The sequence below is a fragment of the Streptomyces sp. CMB-StM0423 genome (assembly GCF_002847285.1).
Classification (GTDB): domain Bacteria; phylum Actinomycetota; class Actinomycetes; order Streptomycetales; family Streptomycetaceae; genus Streptomyces.
In genome coordinates this window covers 1,648,615-1,672,036 of the sequence record NZ_CP025407.1, presented here as the reverse complement: position 1 = coordinate 1,672,036, position 23,422 = coordinate 1,648,615, and the positions used below count along the sequence as shown (strand labels likewise).

The following is a 23,422-nucleotide window of genomic DNA, read 5'->3' as shown; positions in this document are numbered from 1 at the left end:
GGCTCTAGGTGATGCGCCAGGGCGGGATTCGCCGACGCGAGCGAACCCGGCCCCCGGCAACCTGGTTGGCACAACACCGCAGACACGGAGGGAGCCGGGATGAAGATCACGGTGATCGGGCGAGGCAGAGTGGGTGGCGGCCTCGCCGCGTTGTGGACGGGAGCGGGACACGAGGTGACGGCATTCGGCCGCGAGGGTGGTGACGCCACGGGCGCGGACGTCGTCGTTGTCGCGGTCCCCGGATCCTCGATCGACGACGCGCTGGCCCGGGTTTCCGGCCTCGGCGGCCAGGTCACCGTCGACGCGTGCAACCTGTACGAGCAGCGCGACGACGACTTCCCCTCGCTGTCCCACCGGATCCAGTCGATCGTCGGCGGTCCCACGGCGAAGTCGTTCTCCACGAACTTCGCCGCCGCGTACGCGGAGATCGGCAAACAGCGGGTACGACCGGGCAACCTGTTCGCCGCCGACCCTGGCGCCCGCGACGTAACGGAGCGGCTGATCGTGGACGCCGGCTACGAACCGGTGTTCATTGGCGACCTCGACCCGGGTGCCCGGCTGCTGGAGGACAGCTCGGGCCTGACCAGGGCACTCGCCGGTCGACTCGGCCCCTTCTTCTACCGCTACGCCCGCCCCGGCGAGCTGTAACCCTCTCCCGCCGGCTCGGCCACGGGGACCGCCGTCCGGGCGTCCCTCGGCCGGGTGGCCATGGCCCTCAGCGTCTCGAAGGCGGCTGCCGTCGGGCTGGCCGGTTCGGCTTGATAGACCACCACTTGCTGGTGCGGAGCCCCGTTGACGGTGAACGCCGCGAATGTGATGTGCAGGTCTCCGACCTGTGGGTGCTTGAGATGCTTTCCCTCTTGGGACTTGCTTTTGACGTCGTGCAGCCGCCAGATTTCAGCGAACCCCTCGCTCCGGGCGGACAGTTCCGCTACGACTTCGGCGATACGGGCCGATTCGGGGTCGTGCCCGTAGGCGGCCCTGATCTCGGCGACGCAGGAGTGCGCGGCACGCTCCCATTCCTGGTAGAACTCACGCCCGGCGGGGTCGGCGAACACCATGCGGGCGAGGTTGTCGAACTTCTCGAACCCACTGTGGAGGATGGTGGCGAGGGAGTTGGCCGCCATGATATCGAGGGCCGGACCGACGACGAAGGCCGGAGTGTGCTCCCATCCGTCCATCAGTTGCAACAACTGCTGGCTGACGTCCGTATCGCTCCAGTCGCGGGGGCGTTGTGACGCGGTGAGGCAGAGGCGGTTGAGATGGTCGGTGGACTCCGCGTCCAGTTTCAGGGCCTGCGCCACGGCGTCGAGGACCTGTGACGAGGGGCTGTTCTCACGCCCCTGTTCCAGCCTGATGTAGTAGTCGGAGCTGACTCCGGCGAGCAGCGCCACTTCCTCTCTGCGCAGCCCCGGAACCCTGCGCCGCCCGTGTTCGGGCAGACCGACGTCGTGTGGCTTCAGGGCTTCTCGGCGGGCTCGCAGGAAATCACCCAGAGGCGTCCCATTGCTCATCCTGCAAGGGTAGATGCATTTCAGCAGACAAGAACGATCGGTCGCACACTATGGCGCGACGTAGCGCAGCGTGCACGAAGGGTGGTCGTCCGTTGGCTTGCACTGTGCTTCCCCGGGGGACCCGGATCCTGGGTGTAATGCACCCACCGTCGGCAGAACCGTGCCCGGCGTTCTCCGCCTACCTTGGCAGCATGGACAACGACACACCCCCTGATCCGGTTGGAGGGCTGGGTCGGTTCCTCCGCTCCTGCAGAGAACGCCTCACTCCTGCCGCGGCAGGACTGTCCGCCGCGAGCCGGCGAAAGGTGCCCGGCCTGCGGCGCGACGAGGTCGCGACACTCGCAGGTGTCAGCCTCAGCTACTACACCCGACTCGAACAAGGCCGGGAACTCAGCCCCTCACCCCGGGTACTGGAGGCCCTTGCCCGCGCGCTGCAACTCGGGGACGAGGACAAGGGGAAGCTCTTCCGGCTAGCCCGGCCGGCGGCCCGCCGCACGAGGTCCCCTTCCCGGGTCGAGAAGGTACGCCCGCACCTGCGGCAACTGATCGAGAGCTGGACCAGGACGCCGGCCTTCATCATCGGGCACGCCCAGGACCTCCTGGACACCAACGCGCTGGCCGGCGCTCTCTACCATGACTTCGCACAGCACGACAACGTGCTGCGCATGCTCTTCCTGGACCCCGCGGCGAAGTCCTTCCACCGGAATCCGGAGCGAGCCCGGCATCGTGCGGTCGCCGACCTTCAGCAGGCCGCAGCCGGCACCCCGGAGGATCCCCGCATCCTGGAACTGGTCGGCGAACTGTCGGTGCACAGCAGCGAGTTCCGCTCCCTCTGGGCACGCGAGTACGCCCGGGTCCCGCCCTACGACGTCGAGCAGGTGCACCACTCGGTCGTCGGAGACCTGAAACTGCGGCACGAGGCCCTCGCCATCCGCAGCGCTCCGGGACAGCAGCTCATCATCCTCCAGGCCGAGCCGGGCTCTCCCTCCGCCGACGGGCTGGCCCTGCTGGGTTCCCTCAGCGCACCCGACGTGCCCCACGGGTAGAGTCCCGAACCCGGTTCCGACGGGACGTGCATGTGCCCGCGAGGGCCGGCGTGTTTCACGCTCATGGCCTGTTTGCGTATCTTCCCGATGGCATCGCGCATTCCCGCGTGCGCGGATGCGGCAAGCCTCGACCACTTCCCGGCCCTCGGCGGCAGCGCACCTGGCGTGCGATGGCCCCCCGGGTCGGTCGGGCTGCGGTGCCGCAACCGGCGATCCCCGGCCGTGCCTGGGTGTGTGACTCCCAGGAAAAGCACAGCCTTCATAGCTCCGTAGCCGACGGGCACACTCGAATACGGCAACAGGAAATCCCCGAAAAGGGTAAACGAAGAAAGAGGTTATCCCCATGGCTACGTGGTTTGTCACCGGTGCCTCCCGCGGCATAGGTGCGGAAATCGCCCGCGCCGCTCTGGCAGGCGGAAACGACGTCGTGGTCGCCGTACGGAACCCGGAGCGTGTGCCGGACGATCTGAAGAACTCGGACAAGGTCTTCGCGGTCGCCCTCGACGTGACGGACCAGGACAGCATCCCGAAGGCGGTCGAGGCCGCCGTGGAGCGGTTCGGCGGCATCGACGTGCTGGTGAACAACGCCGGCCGCGGACTGCTCGGCGCGCTGGAGGAGATCACCGACGCGGAGGCCCGGTCGCTGTTCGACCTGAACGTGTTCGGCCTGATCAACGTGACCCGCGCCGTGCTGCCCGTCATGCGCAATCAGGGCTCGGGCCGGCTGGTGCACATCGGTTCCCGCTCCGGTTTCGAGGGCGAGCCCGGTGTCAGCCTGTACTGCGCGTCGAAGTTCGCCGTCGCGGGCATCAGCGAGGCGCTCTCCGCCGAGATGGCCCCGTTCGGGATCCAGTCGATGGTGGTCGAGCCGGGTGTGTTCCGTACCGACTTCCTCGACGGCAGTTCCCTGTCGGTCGCCGCGGACCGCATCGCCGAATACGACGGCACGCCCGCGCACGTGACGCTGGACTGGATCGACCGGGCCAACCACGCCCAGCTCGGCGACCCCGTCAAGGGCGCCGCGCTCATCGTGGAGGCGGCCTCCGCCGAGAAGCCGCCCACCCACCTCTACGTCGGGCGCGACACCCTGGAGCGGCTGGACGTCAAGTACCGGCAGGTGCAGGACGACCTCGCCCCGTGGCGCGAGAAGTCCGCCGCCACCGCCCACGACGACGCCGCCTGAGACCTCCCGCCCGGGCCGTCGCCTTCGGTGCCCGCGGCCCTCTCCGACAGCACGGCCGACCGGGCAAACGCTCCGGCCGGCCGGGTGCCTCACCACCCTGGCCCCTCTCCCCACCTCCGGGCCTCCCGGTCAAACAGATTGAGGTTTTGTGATGTCTGCTGCTCTGCTCACCGGCACGCCTCTGGACGGCCGCGTCGCCGTCGTCTCCGGCGCCTCCAGCGGCATGGGCGCCGTCACCGCCCGGCGCCTCGCCGAACTCGGCGCCACCGTGGTCGTACTGGCCCGGCGCAAGGAGCGCCTCGACAGCCTGGTCAAGGACATCGAGGCCGCCGGCGGCACCGCGCTCGCCCTGGCCGTCGACGTCACCGACCGCGACGCCGTCCAGAGCGCCGCCGACCAGGTCGCCGCCCGCTTCGGCAAGGCCGACCTCGTGTTCAACAACGCGGGCGTCCAGCTCATCTCCGGCATCGAGGAACTCAAGGTCGACGAGTGGCAGCGCCAGATCGACCTCAACATCACCGGTCTGATGAACGTCATCGCCGCCTTCCTCCCGCACCTGACGGACTCCGCCGCCCGCGGCAAGCCCACCGACCTGATCAACACCTCGTCCATCGCGGCCACCCGCATCCTGGAGAAGTTCTCCATCTACTCCGGCACCAAGGCGTACATCAGCCACCTCACCCGGCTGCTCCGCGTCGAACTCGGCCCGAAGATGGTCCGCGTGGCCACCATCGAACCCGGCATGGTCGACACCGAACTCCCCGACCACGTCACCGACCCCGACGCCTCCAAGCTGATGGCCGACCTCATCCACGACATCGACGTCCTTGAGAGCGCCGACATCGCGGAAACCGTCGCCTTCATGGCCGCTGTCCCGCGCCACGTCAACCTCACCGAGATCACCATCATGCCCACCGCCCAGGCCATCTGAAATCCGTCCCGCCATGGCGGGGGAGGAGCAGCGTCACGCTGTTCCTCCCCCGCCATGGCGCGTTGGGACAGACGGGAGACCGGACGGTTGCCGGTACTCTCCGAGGCTTGGCGGCCCGGCGCACAGGTGTGATCACGGCTGTCTGCCAGATGCGCGCGACAGCCGGGCATGAACGGGGAAGCAGAAACTCGGCGTGCGCGGGTGCACCAGAGGCGACGCCGAGGGTGCGACCGTCCTTTTCCTCGGTGGGCGGACGATTGCCTCCGGGTGTTGGGGTACGTTCGTCGAGCCGTGAGAGACGGGCCGCGGCCTCGTGGGACGCTCTGGTACAAGCACCTGTTCAGCCCCGGCTCCCGGTCGTTGGGCACCCTGGTTCAGAACGTTCGCAGGCTAGAGGTCGGCAGGTTGCTCGGGGCCTCGTTGTCTTGTCGGACTTTTCCGGACGAGGATGTCGGGTTGCTCGGCGATGACGGGCCACGATGGCTGGCAACGACCCACTGCCGTCTACCGCCTCAGGGTTGGCCGAGGGGCTGGAACGCCACGGCGAAATGACGTGGCCAAGCCCGCCCCCCCGTCTGGCGGAATTGGTGCGGGAGGTGGGGGCCTGGGCCGCACGCAGCGGCGGGTACCTGCAGCGCAAGGGCATCCGGCACGCGATCCCGGCGAAGACCGGCAGCCAAACCGCCCGCCAGCGAACAGGCTCACGCGGTGGGCGGCCGCCCGGCTGTGACGAAGAGCGGTATGAGAAACGCGACACCGTCGAGCGAACCCTCAACCAGCTCAAGCAGCATCGGGCGTGGCGACCCGCTACGACAAGCGTGGCGACCTCTACCTGGGCGCCTCCACCGCGGCAGTCCCCACCATCTGGCACCTCACAAGATCGACCGGACAAAGTCCTATGAGTGCTCGGGGTCGTCCCGGAAAGTCTCTGCCATTGGGTGGTTCAGCTCCCTGGCCAGGCGAAGCTCCTCCGCATCGAGTCGTTCCTGAAGGGTGCGCAGGACGATGTCGTCGATGCGGTCGGCGTCACGCAGGCCGGTGAGCGTGGCGCGCTTGACCTGGAGCAGGGCGAGTTCGAGTCGTCGCACGCGCTCGCGCCGGCGCGCGGTGCCGGGTGCGGCGGCTGTGTGGTCTTCGATGTCCTGGACGATGCGGAGGGTGTCCGCTTCGGGGATCTCGAATCTCTGTGCCAGCTCCGGCAGGGCCCGCAGCGCGGCACTGCTCATGTGGCCGTGGGCGAGGGCGAGTTCAGCGGCCTTGTCCTCGTCCTCGGGGAAGCGCGCCCGGCGGACCACGGCAGGCAGCGAGGGACCGAGGAGCGTCAGCGTGACAACGATGACGACGGCCGTGATGAACACGACGGCGTCGCGTTGCCCGACCGTATGTCCCTCGGTGGTCGCGACGGGCACGGTCAGTGCGGCTGCCAGGGAGATGGCGCCACGCATCCCCGCCCACGCCAGAGGCAGGCGCTGTGAGGCGTTGATACGGCGCTCCCGCTGCTGAGGACGCCGGTCTAGCAACCTGACCAGATAGGGGATCGAGTAGAACCACGCCAGCCGGGTCCCGAACACCGCGACACTCACGGTGATGCCGGTGATCGTCGCCTGCGCCAGGGTGACTGAAGTCAAAGCCGTGACTGCGGCGGGCAGTTGGATGCCGACGAGGAGGAACAGCGAGCTGTTGAGCAGGTAGCTGGCCACTTCCCAGAAGGCGATGGCCTGGACGCGGGCGCCGGAACCGATGACGCGAGGGCCGAACCGCGAGGTGACAAGGCCGGCGGTGACGACGGCGAGGACCCCGGACACGTGCAGGAGCTCGGCCGGCAGGTAGGCCAGGAAAGGCGTGGCAACGCTCAGCACACTGTGCAGCAGCGGTTCGGGCAGCCTGAGCCGGATGGGGACCAGGAGCAGCGCGATGGCGGCACCGATCAAGATTCCGCCGGCGTAGGACTCGGCGAAGGCGATCGTCGTGCCGGACCACGAGAAGGGCCGCTCGTCGGTGGCAACCTCGATGGTCACCGCCAGCAGGACCAGTGCGGTCCCATCGTTGAGCAGGCTTTCGGTGCGCAGCACGGTCAGGATGCGGCGCGGCATCGCCTTGGCCACCGCGGAGACGGCCGCGGCGTCGGTGGGGGCCAGGACGGCGCCGAGGACGAAGGCGATGGGCCAGTCGTAGCCCAGCGCGTGGGCGACGGCGGCTACGGCGACAGCGGTGACCAGGACCAGCCCGGTGGACTGAAGGGCGATGCTGCGGAAGTTGGTGCGGATCTCGCGCGTAGAGGAGGTCAGTGCCTCCCAGTACAGCAGGGCGGGCAGAAAGAGGAACAGGACGACGTCGGGAGACAGCGCGAACGAGGCGAAGGACGGTGTCAGTCCCACGAGGCAGCCCGCGCCGAGCAGCAGCAGAGGCTCACTCACGCCCGTGCGGCGCGAGAGCCACCCCATCGACAGGACACCGATGGCGACGACAACGATCAATTCCAGGCTTTCCATATCGATACCTCTGCCGAGCACGCGTCCCTGCCGTCATCAGAGGTGAGGCCCTGCGGCCGCGGCCACCGGCGTTCTCAGGAGCTGCGTTCGTCGGATTCCGGTGACGAAGGTGGGATCGAGGGCTGCGTTGAAGCGGACGTCGAGCTTCGCCCTCCGCCGCCAGGCCCGTCAGACGGCCCGTGCGTTGACGGGCGGGTCCGTGGGTTCACTCGCGAGGGGCGCTGGTGGCGGGGGCGGTGGTCAGGCGACCGGGGTGTGCAGTACGTACGCGCGCGAGGCGTGCACCTCGTCGCGCAGGGCGGCCAGGTCGACGTCGAGAACCCGTCCGTCCCATTTGCGGGGTTCGCCGTTGACGAGGACGGCGCTGACGTTGCGGGCGTCGGAGCCCAGCACGATCGTCCCGATCGGGTCGTTGAGCGGCATGTTGTTGAGGTCCTCGGCCCGGATGACCAGCAGGTCGGCCTTCTTGCCCGGGGTGAGGGAGCCGGTGACGCCGGCGAGGCCGTTGGCGTGGGCGCCCTGGAGGGTGGCGAAGTCGAGGACGTCGTGGGTGGTGATGCGTGACGGCTGCCCGCCGGTTCCGTAGACGGCGTTGACGGCGCGCATGCGCTGGATGGCGTGCAGGGCCCGCATCTGCGTGAACATGTCGCTGGCCAGGGCGACTTCGACGTCGATGCTCAGTCCGGGGCGGATGCCGACGGCGAGCGCCTCGTCGACGGCGGGGACCGCGGTCTCCAGGCCGATCTGCGCGTCGGAGGTCGGGGCTAGGGCCACGGTCGTGCCGGTCTCGCCCATCGCCTTCCAGGCGTCGGAGGTCAGTCCGGTGGCGTGGATGAGGGTGACGTCGGGGCCGAGGATGCCGTCCTTGGCCCAGCGCAGGACCGCCTCGGAGCCGGACAAGCCGAACACGGCGTCCACGCTCACGCCTACGCCCAAGTCGGCGGCGACACGGGCGAGGTCGGGACCGTAGGCGAGCGCGGGTCCGGCGATCTCGTCGGTGGCCAGGGTCGCCAGGCGCAGCGTGAGCAACTGGTCGTCGCCGTTGAAGTACCGGCTCTTGATACGGGTCAGGTCGCCGGGCCACTGCCGGTCCCACTCGCCGAAGTGCGGCCCCATGGAGGCGTGCACGCCGCGGATACCGGCGTCGGCGAGGGCCTCGATCGCGGCATCGGAGTGCTCGCGGGTGCGAGAGTTGTGGGAGAAGTCGAGCATGGTCGTGATACCACTGTCGATCGCGGTCAGCGCGGCCAGTCTGGTGCCGATGTACATGTCCTCGGGCCGGTAGACCGTGGCGTAGCCGGCCAGGGTGGCCGTGACGTAGGCGCCGAGGTCGTCGACATCCGGCATGATCCGGCGCAACTGGGCCTCCCAGGCGTGCCGGTGCGTGTCGACGAAGCCGGGGGCGAGGATCGTACCGGTGGCATCGACGACCACGGCGTCCCTCGCGTCCAGCTCACGGCCGACCGTAGCGATCGTGTCGCCCTCGATGAGAACGTCGCCGCGCTCGATGATCCCGAGGCCGGGGTCCATGGTGACGACGGTCGCGCCGGTGAAGAGGATGCGCCGCCGGTCGGCGGGGAGACGCCGGAGCTGTTCGAGCACGGCTGGGCTGGTCGTGTCGTTGACGTTCATGAGAGGTCTTCCTTTCGTATGCCGGAGAGGGAGGTGATGGGCTGCCGGGCGGGCTGAGGCAGCTCGAACACCGCCCCCGCTGCGGCCGCTACGGCGATGACGTCGCCGTTTCATGTCGTGTGTGGGTCAGCCGAGTCTCATGACGTAGCCGGCGTGGTGGAGTTCGTCGTCGTCGAATGCGCCGTAGGCCCAGAAGCCGAGGTCGTCGAGGTAGTCGATGCGGTCGCCGTCGATCCAGTAGCGGCCCTGGTAGGCGTGGGGGCGTCCGCCGCGGGTCTCGTCGTAGCGGCCGTCGGCGGTGAGCCTCTGGTGGAGGAAGCCCTCGACGTCGATCCAGACGCCTACGCGGGGGCTGCCGGTGAGGTCGGGAGAGGCGGGGATGCCGGCCTGGGGAGCAGTGGCCCGGCCGGGGGCGTCGGCGCCGGCCCACAGCACGGGGCGGCCTGCCGCGATCAGGGCGCGGACCTGCTGGGGCCGGGAGAAGAGGGTGGCCAGGGCGGCGGGCACGTCCGTGCCGTCCTCGTCGGGGACGACGAGGAAGTCGGTGCTGTTGCCGGGAGTGAGGGTGGCGACGTACTCGGAGCGCTGTCCGCGGCCGCCGGTCAGTGCGGCGGTGTCGACGACGGCGGGGGCGATGGTCATGCCGGTGCAGTCGACGACGATGGCGTTGTCGTCGCCGGCCGCGCTGATGATGGCGGGGCCGACCCCTACGACCAGGGAGCCGACGAACAGGAGGTCGGCGCCGGACACGGTCCCGATCAGCGGGTCCATCGTCAGGATGCGGGCGTTGGTGAACATGACGGGACGTCCCTCGCCGTTCGCGAGGATCTCGTCGAGGGCCTCGGGGTTCCAGCCCACGGTGCCGGTGTCGGTGATGCTCATTGCGTGCTCCTCGGTGGAGTCGCCTCGTCGCGTCCCTACCGAGCGTCGTGAGTGCCGGTGGAGACCCGAGGCGAGAGTCCGGCAGCTACAGCGGCTGCCCGACCACCAGGTTCGTCGTACGGTGGCACCGGAACCAGGCCGCCGTTATCCCAGGTGTCCGGCACCCACGATCCGCCCCGCCGCTCATCCACACCCGGCACGGTCACCATCTCGTCGTTGAGGACGAGCGGCTGCTTCCAGGGCATCATCCGGCCGTCGAGTTGGTCGTGGCTGGCACCCGCAGCTCGGGAGGGAGGAAGCCGTCCACCGCGTGGGACGGGCGCTCGGCGTCGCTCGGCTGGACCACCCGGCGGCGTATTCGGTCAAGCACCCTGGCTTCTCCCTCGTCTCGCTCCGTATCAAGATCGTGTTCCGTGCTGTTGTGGACCTTCAACTGGCAAGGTCTACGGTCCCGCAGGGCGGGCCGGGAGCTGTCGAGGCGGTGGCCGTCGAGCCTTCGCGCCCGCGATTGCTCAGTAGGACCTGGTTGTTCCGCTGTCGGAGCGTCCCGTACAGCTGCGTGCAGGGGAGACCGTCGCGGTGTGGATAGGGAGTTCGGTGTTCTGCTCGTGGTGGGCTCCGGGGGAGCGTGGCAGTGCTGGTGAGGACCGAAAAGGCGGCCTGACACGACTCGGTCCCTACAGGGTGGGGGCCAGTGCACCGACGGGGGCGGTGGCCCCGAAGCCGAGCCGGATCGGCGGAGTGGTCAGCAACGGCCGAGTCAGAGCTGCGAGCTGGACGACGCCGTGTCCATCGGAAGGCAGGCAACCGAGACCTCCTGCCTCGTCATGAACGGCGGCGATGTCAGCAGGACACGCACGCGCCCCGGGGTCGCCCGCAACTGGCCAGACGCCCCGCTGCGGCGGCGGTTTCGGTCGTACACGGGCCGACAGGCCGCTGGTACGGTGGCGGGAGGGTCTTCGGTGAGGGCTGAGGGGAGCGTCTGTTGTCGTTTCTGAGGTTCGCCTACGACGAGGTCAGGGAGATGGCCCGCACTCTGGAGGAGAGCGGTAGCCGGATGAAGAGCGCCTCGAAGGAAATGACCCGGGCCGACGCCAGCAGGATTGGGCACGAGGAACTCCACGCCGCGTGCGACGACTTCGCCGGATCCTGGGACTACGGTTTCGGCCAGCTCTCGAAGATGACCAAGGGCGTGTCGTCGTTCACCAACACTGCGGCCGACGAGTTCGCAAAGCTGGACGAGAAGCTCTACAACGAGCTGATGGGCAAGGGCGGCTGAGCGGGAGCCGTCATGCGGATGCGACGATACCTGCGCAAGATGCTGGAGGAGGGCGACGCGCTCGGGGAGTTCAGCACGCCGATCCCGTGGCCGTCGGTCTGGCTCTTCGCCAAGTTCGCCTACTGCGCAGAGCAGTTCGGCTACCGCTATGCCGGGCTCGCCACCGGCGTCCCCGCCGATCTGCGGCCGCCGCTGCACACGTTCCGCCGTCTCCCCGACGCCCGCCGCCGCGCCGAGCGCACCGGCCGCGACTATCCCGGCGCACTCCGGGGCGGCCGGCTCCCGGGCATGTACCCGTGGCCCGTACCGCTGATCGCCCGCGGGCCTGCCCGGCGTGAGGTCCGGCTGCTGCACGCCCGGATCAAGGCCGACTACTTCGGTGTGGTGGGGCGGGAGCCGGTGCGGGGGCTGGCTTTCAAGGTCTTCGCGGTCGTGATGGTGGCCGTTCTGGTGAGCGGGGGTGTCGGTGAGCCGCTGGTGTTCGTCGCCGCGGGCGGTCTCGCCGCGGCGCTGATCCTGCTGATCGTGTTCTCGAAGGTGTTCATGCGCAGGCGCCGTGCGTCGTACCTGCGGCTGCTGGCCCGCGAGGGGATTCAGTGGCCTCCGCCGGCTACGGCACTGCCGGAGCGCTGAGCCGTCTCGCTTCCCCCGGCGTCCTGCTCTTCCGGGGTGTCGAAGGTGAAGGTCCGGCCGATGGCGGAGAGCCGTTCGGTGTACGCCGTCAGCAGGTCGACGCAGGGCGTGGAGATCGTGACGTACACGACGTAGTCGTCAGGTGCCGGGATGATCAGTTGGAGCGCGGCGAGGGAAACGGTTTCGGGTGCCATCGCCGGGCTGCCGGCCGGTGGTGCGTCCCCGTCCTGCAGTGACGCGGCGATGTCCGCCGATCGGACCGCGCGCACTGACGCCGACATCACCCCGGGGCCGCAGGGCAGGTGCACGGCGAGCAGTGTGTCCTTCGTGCCCTGCCGGCCTTTCGCCCGTGGGAGGTCGATCTCGGTCAGGTCCCGCTCCCCGGCGAAGAGGGCCTGCTCCTTTGCGCGGTAGATGCCCTCCGCGGCCAGCAGGCGGTCGCCGTGCCGGCTCGGGCGGGCGGAGACGGCCAGCAGGCCCTGGGAGAGCCGGTAGCCGTCGTCGGAATCCTCGATCCCCAGGCACACCGCCACGTCCACCAGGGTCTCCTCGGCCACGAGGAGCGTGGGCAGGCTCCGCAGCATCTGCCGGGCGTACGCGGTGCGTTCCGCCTCGTCCGCCGCGGGGAGCAGCTTCACGGCCGCCTCCTGCCAGCCGTCGAGCCGGATCGGATCCCGGATGTGCACGAAGGCGCCGGGCAGTTCGTAACGGAAGGCGTAGCGGACGTTCTCCGGTACGGGCCCCTGCGGGGCCGGCTTGCCGCTCATGCGGGTCACCCCCCTGCCCCGGGGGATATCCCGCTGTCGAAGGTAGTGCCGGCAGACGCGAGCGGCCGGTTGAGATCCCGGTCGGGCTCCACGAAATCCCACACTTTCGGCGCCGTACCGACCAGGGGGATGTCGCCCGTGTTCCAGTCTCCGTACCAGGGCGCTCCGTCCTCGAAGAAGTACCGGCCGTTGATGTTGGAACCACCGGACAGGCCGACACCGCCCTGCGTCCACCTCAGGTCCTTCAGCCGTCCCGACGAGATCATCGACTCACCCTGGCGGATCATGCTGTCCCCCTTGCCGATCCAGCGGTACGACTGCCGCATCTCCCGGAACGCCTGCAGGGAGTTCTGCGCGCCGGTACGCAGCCCCTGGAGCCCTTCCTTCACCTTCCACGGCTTGCGCATGAAGCTGGACGCCATGGCCTTGAAGCCGGCTGTGTTCTTGAGGGTCTTCGCCGCGTTGAGGCTGTCCGTTCCCAGGGTCCTGATGGTGGTGCCGGCACTCTTGAGGTCCTTGCCCGCCTTCGCCAGCCGCATCCCCTTCACCGCGCGGAACCCCGCGAAGACCCCGGCCGCGTCCCAGGCGAGGGTCTGCCACGTCACGCCCTCCGCGCCGCCGAGGAAGGCAGCCCCATGGAACAGCAGCGCGCCACCCGCCAGGGCGAGGCCGATCCAGCCGAGCCCGGGCACGCCGAGGAGGGCCAGGATTCCGACCACCATCGCGGCATCGGCCAGGAAGTCCCCGATGGCCTTCCAGAAGTCGGGATCCGTGATCGAGGCGAAGGCGTTCTCCAGCATGTTGCCGAGATCGTTGATCCTCCGCTCGAACCAGTTGGGCTTCGGCGGGGCGTCGTCCGCGGCTTCCCGGAGCCTTCCGGCGGCGGACCGGGCCTCAGTATTGAACTCACCGTTCAGCGTGCGCGCACGGGTACGAACGTCCTCCAGCTCACCCTGCGCATCGCTCAGCGTCCGCTTCTTGCCCTTCTGCTCCTTCTCGTGGTCTTCCTTCTCCCGGTCGGACATGCCCTCGGTGTCCGCCGGCAGACCGTCCACCGCCCCCTGGGCCGTACTCACCCGCCCGGCGGCATCCGCGGCTTCGCTCTCCAGGCGGCGGGCCGTTGCCTGGAAGCGGGCCAGGCTCGTGTGCCATGACGAGAGCGCCCGGTGTGCTTCGTCGAGGGAACCCAGTGCCTTCTTCAAATAGGGCGGTATCTCGGAGACGCTCTCACCGAACTTGTCGGCGGCCTTCCCGACCCAGATGCCGTCCGAGGCGCCGATCTTGTTGACCTCGGTGTGCGCGGAGTTACCCTCTCCGCTCACCCTCCCCACCAGCGACACCAGCGTCGACAGGTCGTCGAGATCACCCGGGGCCGGGTCGAAGCCCAGATGGGGAAAGTCCCTCTCGGTACTCACACGCCCTCCCAGCAGTCACCGCCTGAACAGACCTGATGCCTCGGTGAACAGCACGCCATTACCCGCTCGTTCGGTTCCGCGCCGGCGGTGCCCGTTGAGCATGGTGACTCCGGCCTGGTGGTGGGCGGAGTAGATGAGGTCGCGGTGGTTCTTGCGGGGCGGTGGTGCGATCAGAGCGAAGGCAGGTGGTCGCTCCGGGCATACGTGCCGCTGCGGCTCCGCGTTCTTGCTCAGCACACTTCACGCGGTAGATGTGCTCGGGAAGCCTGCCGGTGTTGACCTCGGCACCCGCGCGGCTATGGGCAATATCCTGACCCTGAAATGACGCTCTCCGAGGCATCCCGACGCTCATTCGACGCTCGTTGATCCCGGTCAAGGCAGTGGAGAACGTGAGTGTTGAGAACAGAAGCAGTTCCCTCGGGGTGCGGAAGAACATCCTGCTCCAGGCCGAGATGCGAGGCATGGACAAGCAGACCGCGGCGCGCCGGGCCGGCGGGCTGATCGAGCTGACGGGCCTGAAGGCATTCGAGGACGCCCTGCCGTACGAGCTGTCCGGCGGCATGCAGCAGCGCGTCGCCCTGTCGCGCGCTGCTGCACGAGCCGCCGGTGCTGCTGCTCGACGAGCCGTTCGGCGCGCTGGACGCGCTGACGCGGGAGCACCTGAACGTCGAGCTGAACCGCATCTGGCCGGAGACGGGCACGACCATCGTGCTGGTCACCCACTCCATCTCGGAGGCAGTCTGCCTCGGCACCCGGGTCGAGGCGACGAGCGCCCGCCCGGGCCGGATCATCGAGACGATGCCGGTGGACCTGCCCGCCGGGCCCGCTACCGCACGGTCACGGCTTGGGGGATCGTTACGGCCAGATCGAGTCGACCCACTCCGGGTGGTCGATGAACGGGTTCCGGTTGTGCTGGATCTGGTCGAAGATCACCTGGTTGCGGTTCTTTTCGAAGTCGCTCGGCGGGTCCTCGGCGTTCCACTCCTTGAGGACCGAGAGCTTGCCGATGGCAGGCGACGAGCCGTTGTTGACCTGTTCGTTGGGCTCCAGGTCGGCGAAGCCGTCGTCGCCGTCGTAGCGAACGGCCATGTAGAGGATCATGCGGGCGACGTCGCCCTTGACCTCGTCGCGGGGCTCGAAGGAGTCGTCGTCGCTGAAGCTCCCCGGGGCCTGGTCGACCGGGCTGCCGCCGTAGTCGAAGTCCTTGTTCCCGCGGGTGCTGTTGACCGTCACGTCTGTGGGGCGCAGGTGGTGCACATCGGTGCCCGGACCGGTCGAGGTACCGAAGTCGCCGTGGCTCTTGGCCCAGACGTGCTCGCGGTTCCAGTCGTCGGCGTTGCCGCCGTTGGAGTCCTTGCTCTGCGAGTAACCGCTGTAGAGGAGGATGACGTTGTCCGGGTTCGCCGGGTCCTCGTCAGTCTCCATGAGTGCGTCCCAGACCTGGCTGTATGAGATCTTGGTCTGGTCGCTGATGATCGTGTGCAGGGCGCTCTTGAGCTCGTCGCCCTCCTTGCCGAGCGCGTCCTTGTAGTACGTGTCGTCGTACGCGGCGACGGAGGACGTCGCGGGTTCGGCGGGCGTTGCCGCGACGGAGGGCAGCGTACCGGTGGCCGCCGCGGCCAGAGCCACGGCGGAGATCAGCGCGGCGCGCGATATTCGGGACGTGTCCACGGAAGGACCTCTCTCCGGGAGTTGACACCTGCCGCTGCCGGGTGTGGGGGGCACGGCACGTGGGCCGGCCGGGTGCCGGACCTCCAACGAGCGTGACAGCACGCGCAGTTGGCTTCAAGTACGTACCCGCAGGTGGCCGCGCGTAGCGTACGGGTCCTTTCGTGGGGGACGACCCGGAGAAGGACGTGCGGGGGCCCGCCGAGGCCGGAATGCAGGCCGCCTGGCTGCCGGCGACGGGCCGCGCCCCGGCGTCGGTGAGAAACACGCCGCCGTCTTCTTCAGGCCCGATGGACTGGGCAGACAGCGGCTACAGGTTTTCCTGGCCATGGCTCTGTACAACGAGGGCGAAGGCCGCGAGGCGGTTCGGCTGCTGCTGAAGACGCTGACCGCCATCAGCAGCGACCCCCGGGTGCAGGACTATCAGCGGGCGATCGAGCACTACGCCGATGATCTGGACGGCGTGCAGCAGACGAACGAGGAGCCGCAGGAGAAGAGCTGAGTCACCGGTCTGCCGTGGTGTCTGCAATCTCTTGCGGTGATCCCCGCGTTGGCCCGCGCCGTGCGGTCTCGACCCCGGCAGGATCTGCACGTTCAAGGGAGAAGTCGGCAGCGGGGCGGTGCCTCGATGCCTTCTCCCAGGTGGCGGCCGTTTACTGCTGGTCCGGGGCGGGAGGCGGTCGGTCCGGTGTCCAGGCCCGCGGCCAACTGCCGTCGGGATTCCGCCGCGTTCGCGGGCGCGGGCGCCGGCTCGGCGGCCCGTGTTCGGGGAACGCGTCAGAACCCTTGACCGGCTTCGGGGGCGGCTCTACGTTCTCTTGTGCAATCTCTTGCAGAAAGATTGCAAGATGTGCCCCCGGGCTGTCGGGCATGGCGCGTTGCCTTCGCGGCCTCAACCCGTCCACTCCCAGGAGGAGTCTTGTTCGCTCGTCGTCAACGCAGACACGGAACTCCAGGCTGGAAGAGGTCCATCGGCGCGTTCATGGCCGGCCTGATCGCCGTCTCCGGCAGCGTCCTCTCGATGACCGTCACGACCCCCACGGCCCAGGCGGCACCGCCCGGGTCCAAGGACGTCACCGCGGTGATGTTCAACTGGCGGTTCGACTCCATCGCCCGCGAATGTACCCAGCGCCTGGGTCCGGCCGGCTACGGCTACGTCCAGGTCTCCCCGCCCCAGGAGCAGATCCAGGGCGGCCAGTGGTGGACCGCCTACCAGCCCGTCAGCTACCGCATCGAAAGCCGCCTGGGCAATCGCGACCAGTTCCGCAACATGGTCGGCACCTGCCGCGACGCGGGGGTCGGCGTCGTGGTGGACGCGGTGATCAACCACATGTCCGCCGGCTCCGGCACCGGCACCGCGGGCTCGAACTACACCAAGTACGACTACCCCGACGCGCCCTACAGCGACTGGGACTTCAACGACTGCCGCCGGCCGATCGGCGACAACTACGGCGACCGCGGCAACGTGCAGAACTGCGAGCTGGTGGGCCTGGCCGACCTCAACACCGGCAAGGACTACGTCCGGGGCCGTATCGCCGGCTACCTCAACGACCTGCTCTCCCTGGGCGTGGCGGGCTTCCGCGTCGACGCGGTCAAGCACATCCCGGCCGGCGACCTCGCCAACATCAAATCCCGGCTCACCAACCCGAACGTCTACTGGAAGCAGGAGGCGATCTTCGGTGCCGGCGAGCCGATCCTGCCGGACGAGTACCGGGGCACCGGCGACGTCCAGGAGTTCCGCTACGGCCGTGACCTGAAGCGGGTCTTCGAGAACGAGAACCTCGCCTACCTGAAGAACTTCGGCGAGGGCTGGAACTACATGCCCTCGGGCAGCAGCGCCGTCTTCGTCGACAACCACGACACCGAGCGCAACGGCTCCACCCTCAGCTACAAGAGCGGCGCCAACTACACCCTGGCCAACGTCTTCATGCTGGCCTGGCCCTACGGGTCTCCCGACGTCCACTCCGGCTACGAGTTCGGCAACAACGACGCCGGTCCGCCCAACAACGGCGCGGTCAACGCGTGCTACCAGGACGGCTGGAAGTGCCAGCACGCCTGGCCCGAGATCGAGTCCATGGTCGGCTTCCGCAACGCCGCCCGCGGCCAGGGGGTCACCGACTGGTGGGACAACGGGGGCGACGCGATCGCCTTCGGCCGCGGCAGCCAGGGCTACGTGGCCATCAACCACGAGTCGGGTTCCCTCACCCGTACCTTCCGGACCTCCCTGGCCGCCGGCACCTACTGCGACGTCCAGAGCGACCGTGCCGTGACCGTCGACGGCTCCGGTCAGTTCACCGCCACCCTGGGCGCCAATACCGCGCTGGCTCTGCACACCGGTGCGCGAAACTGCGACGGCGGCGGCGACCCCGACCCGGTCGGCGGCGCATCCTTCAACGTCAGCGCCACCACCCAGCCCGGCGAGAACATCTACGTGGCCGGCAACATCCCGCAGCTCGGCAACTGGAACCCCGCGCAGGCGATCAAGCTCAGCAGTGACAGCTACCCCGTCTGGCAGCACCGGCTCTCCCTGCCGGCCGGAACCACGTTCCAGTACAAGTACCTCCGCCGCTGGGACGGCCAGACCGGCGTGACCTGGGAATCCGGCTCCAACCGCCAGGGCACCGTCCCCACCGGCGGCTCCCTCACACTCAACGACACCTGGCGCAACTGACAACCCCGGCCCCCGACCGGCCGGTGCCCTCCACCCGAGGGCACCGGCCCCAAGGCGCCGGTACGCAGCCCGCCGGACTCACCGGGGCGCCGGCCGCGACGAGCGTCCGCTCCCAGGCTTCGGCGCGCCGCCGGGCGGCGAAGGAGTCGGGCGGGCCGCCGGCGGCGCGACCTTCCTCGCCGCCCTGACCGCGCCCGACGTCGCGGAGCGGTTGGCCCGGCTGCGCGAGCTGCCCGGCGGCTCGTACCTCGCCGCCGTCCGTCAGCAGGTCCAGGGCGAGGACGACCCCGACTGGGTCACCCGTCGCAGGTGCAGCGCGGCCTGCGCGCGGTGGCCGCGGCGGGACCGGCCTACGACCTCCTGATCCTGCCGCACCAGATGCGCTCCGCCGTGCGTGCCGCAGGCGAGGTGCCGGAGCTGGTCTTCCTCCTCGATCACCTGGGCAAGCCTCCCGTCGCCGCCGGTGCCACGGAGCCCTGGGCGGACACCGTGTGCAGACTGGCGCCACGGCCCAACGGGATGTGCAAGCTCTCCGGCCTGGTCACCGCGTCCGCCCGGGCACTCACCGCGGCACTGAGCCGGTCGAACGGACCGCCTTCCGGTCCCGCACGGCAACCCGCGTGTACGGACTGCCCGGCCGACCCGCACTCGGTGACGCGTCCGCTGCCGTTGAGGCTGCACCGCAGACACGCCGCGACGGCCGCGTCCACGCCCAGGTGTTCGTCAGGCGTCGGCGAGGAGGGGGTCGTACGGGGTGCTCGTGCGGCGGCCCGCCATGAACGAGAGGAAGTCGCCCACGAAGGCGCTCCGGCCGCAGGTGCCGTCGGTGGTGGTGAGGTCGCGGTGAAAGGCGGTGCGGAAGAGGGTTCGGTATTCGTCCGCGTCGATGCTCCCGTTGCCGTCCTTGTCGGTGACGTCGAAGAGGACCTCGGCAACGCGGATCAGCGCGGGTCCGGCGAGGGAGGGGACGGCGGTGGCGTACTCCTCGGCGCTGACGCGGCCGTCGCCGTCCGCGTCGAGGGCGGCCTGGAGCTCGCGCCACCAGGCGGCGAAGGCGTCGTAGAGCCGGGCCTCCTCGGGTTCGTCCAGGTCGAGGCGGGTGGCGAGTTCGCGTGCCATGGCGGCGAGGTCGGGCCAGTCGAGGTGGCCGTCTCCGGTCTGGTCCAGCACCCGGCGGAAGAACTCCTCCGCCGAGCGCCGGTTCCCTTCTCTGGCCGCCGAAGGTGCCGGGCCGGGGTCGGTGTCGCCGCCCAGTGGGGTGAGGAGGCGGAGCAGGGCCGATGCCCGCTTCATGCGGGCGCGCAGGGCGGTAACGGTGCGGGCGCGCGGGTCGTCGCTGTCGGGCCGGAGTGAGAGGGCTTCGATGATGATTTCGGGATCGATCCAGCCCTGGGGCAGGAATCGGGTGAGCCCGGCGGCGAGGTAGGCGCCCTGCATGAGGGTCGGGGCGCCGGGCATCTCGGGCAGGCCGGCCCGGCGCCGGTAGGGCTCGGGGAGCGAGGCGACGGTGATCGCGCCGATGAGCGGACCGGCGACGGCGCGGCCGGCCGCCCACAGTGTGGGCGCGCCGTCGAGCAGCGCGGGGGCGGGCAGGTGGTCGAAGAGCCGGTAGAGGATGACGCGGGCCGCCTCGGTGTTCTCCAGCTCGTTCTCGACGACCCGGTCGAAGTACGGCCAGAAGTCGTTCAGGTCCCCGGGGAGTTCCGAGGCGTCGCCGTCGAGCGCGGCGAGGTACCCGCGGTACTCGGCGTACATCTGCTCCATCGTGTCCTGGCTGAGCGGCTGGCCGCTCAGCCGGCACATGGTGACGGCGCTCTCGAAGAGGGTGGCGACCACCCAGGCGCGGGTCGCGCGGTCCATCGCGTCGTAGGCGCGGCCGCGGTAGTCGGAGCCGCTCATGCGGGCGTGCAGCCGGTTGAGCCGGGCGGCCTCCCGTTCGCGTACCGCCGGGTCGGGGCCGAACATGCGCCGCATGCTGAGGAAGGTGTTGCGCAGCCGGCGCCAGGGATGGGCGACGAAGACGGAGTTGTCGACGAGGGCGGCGCCGACCTGCGGGTGCGCGGCCTCCAGTACGGTGGCGCGGATGATGGCCAGGGCCCAGCGCGGGTCGTCGAAGAAGGCGCTGAACTGCGATTCCGGGCCGAACAGGGATGCTCCGTCGGCCGTTGCCGTGGTTTCGGTGGTCATGATGCGTCTCCGTTCGTCCGGGCGGGCACGTCGCCGAAGCGGCGGTCGCGGCGCCGGTAGGCGTGCAGGGAGGCGAGGAAGTCGGGGGCCCGGAAGTCCGGCCAGAGGACCTCGGGGAAGACCCACTCGGCGTAGGCGACCTGCCAGAGCATGAAGTTGGAGATGCGCTGCTCACCCGAGGTGCGGATGACCAGATCCACATCGGGGGTGTCGGGGAAGGGCAGGTGGTCCGCGAAGAGCCGCTCGGTCACCTCGCCGGCGGGCGTCCCGCTGCGGATCAGCGACCTTGCGGCCTCGACGATGTCCCGGCGCCCGCCGTGGTCGAAGGCGACGGTCAGCGTCATCCCGCGGTTGTCGGCGGTGAGCGCCGCCAAGTCGTAGAAGTCCTGGGCCAGTTCACGGGGGATACGGGGGTCGGCGACCCCGAGGAAACGGCAGCGGATGCCGCGCGCGAGCAGCAGCGGCGCATGCTTGCGCACAACCCGGCGCACCAGACACATCAGGAACTCGACCTCGGTGCCGGGGCGGCTCCAGTTCTCGGTGGAGAAGGCGTACATGCTGAGCCACTCCACGCCGGCGGTCCTGGCCGCCTCGATGACGTCGATGACGGCTGTCACCGCGGCCCGGTGCCCCGCCGTACGGGGAAGCGAACGCCGCTGCGCCCAACGGCCGTTGCCGTCCATCACGCAGGCCACGTGCCGTGGCCCCGCCCGCGCTGCCCCCTCGTCCCGCCGCTGCCCGCCGGGTCCGCCGCACCGTCGCCCGCTTGGCCGGTCCTCCGTCACCGCGCGTGCGCGCGGGACGCCGTAGTCCGTCATGCCCGGTCCCGCCCGTCCGGAGCGCCAGGACCTCGCCGCTCCCGCCTCGCCACGCCCCAACAGCGCGTTCCCTCCTGGGAGTTTGGCAGCGCGGACGGGCCCTCCAGGGCCGAACGAGTGGCCGTCACCCTCGACTCGTACGTTCGAATCCGTCCGCGCGCGAGAGCGGCGAACTCGCTCACAGACTGCGCCCGTCTGTTCCGCACCTCCTGGCCACACGCACCGGGCCGATGGGCAGGCACCGTGTTTCGGGACCGTGAGGTCGGGTGATGACGTGATCCGATGGGTGGCTCAGGGCCGGCCTGGGGCTGCGTCGTACAGACGGTTCGCCGGCGCCACGTCTTCCGCGGGCGGCGAGGGCCGTTGGGAAAGAAGGACATCGATATGGGCAAGCGGATGCGAGTGGGAATGATCGCGGCTGCCGCCGCGACGGCAACGCTGGCGGGTGTCGCCACGGCCGGGGCGACACCGAGTGGTCCTGGCGTGACGGGAAAGACCATGTCGCAGACGACGGTGGGCGGCAAGGACTACATCTTGCGCCGGATCACCATCCCCGCCGGTCAGGGCACCGGCTGGCACTTCCATGACGGCACTCTGTACGGCTTCGTCGAGAAGGGAACGCTCAGCCACTTCGACTCCACGTGCAAGTCCGACGGCGTCTACGAGGCGGGAAGTGCCTTGACTGAACCTTCCGGTGCGCAGAACGTCCACATCGGGCGCAATCTCGGTACGACACCCGTCGTTCTGGACGTGCTCTATGTCCTCCCTCACGGTGCACCGCTGTCGGAGGATGCCCCCGACCCCGGCTGCGACTTCCAGTAGCCGAACGGTCTCACCGGCGCCCGGAGGGCCGGGGCGGCCGGGCCGACCCGGTCGTGGAGCGGTGTGAGTTCGTGGTTCACGGGTCCTCCGGCGGTGGCCGGTAGATCCACACCGCTTCCTGGCCGCCGCAGCCCCGGCACTCGGTGATGTCCTGAGCATTCGACCGCCCGCCCCCGTTCAGGCGATCGCGGAGGAAGACGACTGCCGACGAGTAGCCCTGGAAGCACGTCAGGCAGTAGAAGTCCGCGGCGGACACGGCTTTCGGTGGCGCTGTCGTCGCGGGAGTACCACCGCCGGAGAGCGCGGCGAGACGCCCCCCGGAAGTCGCAGGTTTTTGCTGTCCAGGTGCCGGTCGAATCAGTTGGTCAGGATCTCGCCTAACCGCCCTGGTGTGCGTAGCCTCTTCACTACGCTCTCAGGTCTGGCGTACGGGCGTTCGCAGGCATTGGCGGAGCCGTGCACGTGGCGCAGAGGGGGCGAAAGGTGTCGGGCGAGTGGCGGGTCAGGTTATGCATCCCTGGTCGCGACGTCGTGTGCGGCGCCGGGGTGCTGCTTCCCGGTGGGCTGATCCTGACCTGTGCCCACGTCGTCGACAGCGCCCTCGGGCGGTCCGAGGCTGACCCCTCCGTGCCCGACCGTCCCGTCGACGTCGACTTCTCCGCCGTCGGTGACCTCAAGCCGCGGCCCGCCCGGGTGGTGCCCGGCGGCTGGTTCCCTCCCGCGCCGCGCTCCGGCGACATCGCCGTGCTCACGCTGGAGTCCGGCGAGCCGCCGCCCGCGGCCCGGCCGGCGGCGCTGGCGGCGGGGAGGGGGCGGAGCCGGGGGTCGTCAGCGTCTACGGGTATCCCAACCCGGGTCTGGCGGACGGGGTGTGGCGCGACGTCCGGGTCTCCGGCGCCGGTGGGCCGAACCACGCCTGGCGGCAGCTCGACGGCGCGGGCGGGGGCGGTGTCCCCGTACAGCAGGGCTTCAGCGGCGCGGGGGTGTGGGACCCGCGGCTGCGCAGCGTCGTGGGGCTGCTCGTCGCGGTGTACGGGCCCGGGCGTGAGCAGCTCTCCTGGATGTTCCCCCTGGGCGCCGTCGCCCGCGAGTGGCGCCCGCTCGCGGGGATGCTCGGAAGGCCGGTCGAGGGGCGCTCGAACGGCACGAATGAGCTGTCGCCGCGCCAGTGCACCCAGTTGGCGCAACTCATCCTGGCGATTCCGCTCTTCGCGTCCCTCTCCGGCCGGCTGGACCTGGTGTCGCTGCTGCGTCCGGAGATCCGCCTGCTGATCGCCGAGCGTTCGGAGCCGATGCCGCACGTGTATCAGATCGTGCGGACCAGCACCGACTACGACGGGGGAGTCGACGAACTCGTACGGGCCATCGAAGACCTGGTCGGGAGATCGGCGGCCGCGCGGTCCGTGGCGGATGCCGTCCGGCGCTTCACAGACGAGGCGCCGGCATGAGCGGGCGGCGGGAATCAGACGCGATCGGTTTCGT

At 69.7% G+C, this 23,422-nt stretch carries 20 protein-coding genes and 3 pseudogenes; 13 read left to right on the top strand and 10 right to left on the bottom strand.

The window, feature by feature from the left end; genetic code table 11:
• Window positions 1-99 precede the first annotated feature (99 nt).
• Entirely contained in the window at window positions 100-648 is a 549-nt protein-coding gene (locus CXR04_RS07015; RefSeq protein WP_101421014.1) for a dinucleotide-binding protein, read from the top strand.
• Here CXR04_RS07015 and CXR04_RS07010 read toward each other — a convergent pair.
• Complete coding sequence (locus tag CXR04_RS07010; protein WP_101421013.1) at window positions 624-1,514, bottom strand: helix-turn-helix transcriptional regulator; 891 nt, start codon at window positions 1,512-1,514, stop codon at window positions 624-626. The two genes, CXR04_RS07015 and CXR04_RS07010, sit on opposite strands and share 25 nt — an antisense overlap.
• Before the next feature lie 137 nt (window positions 1,515-1,651).
• Between CXR04_RS07010 and CXR04_RS07005 the strand changes: the two genes are divergently transcribed.
• From CXR04_RS07005 to CXR04_RS06995, 3 genes are all read left to right on the top strand, one after another.
• On the top strand, window positions 1,652-2,560 hold the full coding sequence (locus tag CXR04_RS07005; protein WP_442802358.1) for a helix-turn-helix transcriptional regulator: 909 nt from the start codon (window positions 1,652-1,654) through the stop codon (window positions 2,558-2,560).
• Window positions 2,561-2,903: 343 nt separating this feature from the next.
• On the top strand, window positions 2,904-3,743 hold the full coding sequence (locus tag CXR04_RS07000) for an SDR family NAD(P)-dependent oxidoreductase (RefSeq protein ID WP_101421011.1): 840 nt from the start codon (window positions 2,904-2,906) through the stop codon (window positions 3,741-3,743).
• Between the two features lie 148 nt (window positions 3,744-3,891).
• Entirely contained in the window at window positions 3,892-4,674 is a 783-nt protein-coding gene (locus CXR04_RS06995) for an SDR family oxidoreductase (protein WP_199850408.1), read from the top strand.
• A gap of 896 nt (window positions 4,675-5,570) precedes the next feature.
• On the opposite strand, the gene CXR04_RS06990 is transcribed toward CXR04_RS06995, so the two are convergent.
• The 4 genes from CXR04_RS06990 to CXR04_RS36385 all read right to left on the bottom strand — a co-directional run bounded on the left by CXR04_RS06990 (window position 5,571) and on the right by CXR04_RS36385 (window position 10,050).
• Window positions 5,571-7,166, bottom strand: coding sequence for a Na+/H+ antiporter (locus CXR04_RS06990; protein ID WP_101421009.1), 1,596 nt, complete (start codon window positions 7,164-7,166; stop codon window positions 5,571-5,573).
• A 240-nt stretch (window positions 7,167-7,406) separates the two neighbouring features.
• Window positions 7,407-8,798, bottom strand: coding sequence for an amidohydrolase family protein (locus CXR04_RS06985; RefSeq protein WP_101421008.1), 1,392 nt, complete (start codon window positions 8,796-8,798; stop codon window positions 7,407-7,409).
• Window positions 8,799-8,924: 126 nt separating this feature from the next.
• Complete coding sequence (locus tag CXR04_RS06980) at window positions 8,925-9,680, bottom strand: Atu4866 domain-containing protein (RefSeq protein WP_101421007.1); 756 nt, start codon at window positions 9,678-9,680, stop codon at window positions 8,925-8,927.
• A 244-nt stretch (window positions 9,681-9,924) separates the two neighbouring features.
• Window positions 9,925-10,050, bottom strand: coding sequence for a hypothetical protein (locus CXR04_RS36385; protein WP_267898222.1), 126 nt, complete (start codon window positions 10,048-10,050; stop codon window positions 9,925-9,927).
• Window positions 10,051-10,665: 615 nt separating this feature from the next.
• Here CXR04_RS36385 and CXR04_RS06975 point away from each other — a divergent pair.
• Both CXR04_RS06975 and CXR04_RS06970 read left to right on the top strand, forming a co-directional pair.
• Window positions 10,666-10,959 carry a hypothetical protein gene (locus tag CXR04_RS06975; protein ID WP_199850407.1) on the top strand — a complete coding sequence of 98 codons (294 nt, stop codon included), beginning with the start codon at window positions 10,666-10,668 and terminating at the stop codon, window positions 10,957-10,959.
• Window positions 10,960-10,971: 12 nt separating this feature from the next.
• The gene (locus CXR04_RS06970) at window positions 10,972-11,592 is read left to right on the top strand and encodes a hypothetical protein (protein WP_101421006.1); all 621 of its coding nucleotides are present in this window, start codon (window positions 10,972-10,974) and stop codon (window positions 11,590-11,592) included.
• Here the strand turns inward: CXR04_RS06970 and CXR04_RS06965 are convergent.
• Together CXR04_RS06965 and CXR04_RS06960 are read right to left on the bottom strand one after the other, a co-directional pair.
• Window positions 11,553-12,359 carry a hypothetical protein gene (locus CXR04_RS06965; RefSeq protein ID WP_234380098.1) on the bottom strand — a complete coding sequence of 269 codons (807 nt, stop codon included), beginning with the start codon at window positions 12,357-12,359 and terminating at the stop codon, window positions 11,553-11,555. The genes CXR04_RS06970 and CXR04_RS06965 overlap by 40 nt on opposite strands.
• A gap of 5 nt (window positions 12,360-12,364) precedes the next feature.
• Window positions 12,365-13,774, bottom strand: a complete 1,410-nt coding sequence (locus tag CXR04_RS06960; RefSeq protein ID WP_101421005.1) for a putative T7SS-secreted protein — start codon at window positions 13,772-13,774, stop codon at window positions 12,365-12,367.
• A gap of 428 nt (window positions 13,775-14,202) precedes the next feature.
• Here CXR04_RS06960 and CXR04_RS35645 point away from each other — a divergent pair.
• A pseudogene (locus CXR04_RS35645) lies at window positions 14,203-14,593 on the top strand (ABC transporter ATP-binding protein); the annotation flags it as partial.
• A gap of 36 nt (window positions 14,594-14,629) precedes the next feature.
• Here the strand turns inward: CXR04_RS35645 and CXR04_RS06950 are convergent.
• Entirely contained in the window at window positions 14,630-15,445 is an 816-nt protein-coding gene (locus CXR04_RS06950; RefSeq protein WP_101421004.1) for an endonuclease I family protein, read from the bottom strand.
• A 43-nt stretch (window positions 15,446-15,488) separates the two neighbouring features.
• Between CXR04_RS06950 and CXR04_RS36380 the strand changes: the two genes are divergently transcribed.
• The 3 genes and pseudogenes from CXR04_RS36380 to CXR04_RS36625 all read left to right on the top strand — a co-directional run.
• The gene (locus CXR04_RS36380) at window positions 15,489-15,944 is read left to right on the top strand and encodes a tetratricopeptide repeat protein (RefSeq protein ID WP_267898180.1); all 456 of its coding nucleotides are present in this window, start codon (window positions 15,489-15,491) and stop codon (window positions 15,942-15,944) included.
• Window positions 15,945-16,424: 480 nt separating this feature from the next.
• Window positions 16,425-18,113 (top strand): carbohydrate-binding module family 20 domain-containing protein, encoded by a 1,689-nt coding sequence (locus tag CXR04_RS06945; RefSeq protein ID WP_101421003.1) that lies wholly within the window; start codon window positions 16,425-16,427, stop codon window positions 18,111-18,113.
• Window positions 18,114-18,297: 184 nt separating this feature from the next.
• Window positions 18,298-18,892: pseudogene (locus CXR04_RS36625) on the top strand (amidohydrolase family protein); the annotation flags it as partial.
• Here the strand turns inward: CXR04_RS36625 and CXR04_RS06935 are convergent.
• Window positions 18,837-20,300 (bottom strand): oxygenase MpaB family protein, encoded by a 1,464-nt coding sequence (locus CXR04_RS06935; RefSeq protein ID WP_101421002.1) that lies wholly within the window; start codon window positions 20,298-20,300, stop codon window positions 18,837-18,839. The pseudogene CXR04_RS36625 and the gene CXR04_RS06935 overlap by 56 nt on opposite strands.
• A complete protein-coding gene (uppS, locus tag CXR04_RS06930) occupies window positions 20,297-20,983 on the bottom strand; it encodes a polyprenyl diphosphate synthase (RefSeq protein ID WP_234380711.1) in 687 nt (228 codons plus the stop codon). The genes CXR04_RS06935 and uppS overlap by 4 nt, the downstream gene beginning before the upstream one ends.
• 519 nt (window positions 20,984-21,502) lie before the next feature.
• On the opposite strand from uppS, the gene CXR04_RS06925 reads away from it, so the two are divergent.
• The 3 genes and pseudogenes from CXR04_RS06925 (at window position 21,503) to CXR04_RS35635 (ending at window position 23,388) form a co-directional block, all read left to right on the top strand.
• Window positions 21,503-21,940, top strand: coding sequence for a cupin domain-containing protein (locus CXR04_RS06925; RefSeq protein ID WP_101421000.1), 438 nt, complete (start codon window positions 21,503-21,505; stop codon window positions 21,938-21,940).
• Window positions 21,941-22,396: 456 nt separating this feature from the next.
• A pseudogene (locus CXR04_RS36850) lies at window positions 22,397-22,795 on the top strand (trypsin-like peptidase domain-containing protein); the annotation flags it as partial.
• Between the two features lie 14 nt (window positions 22,796-22,809).
• Window positions 22,810-23,388 (top strand): effector-associated domain 2-containing protein, encoded by a 579-nt coding sequence (locus CXR04_RS35635; protein ID WP_234380097.1) that lies wholly within the window; start codon window positions 22,810-22,812, stop codon window positions 23,386-23,388.
• The last annotated feature ends 34 nt before the right edge of the window (window positions 23,389-23,422 follow it).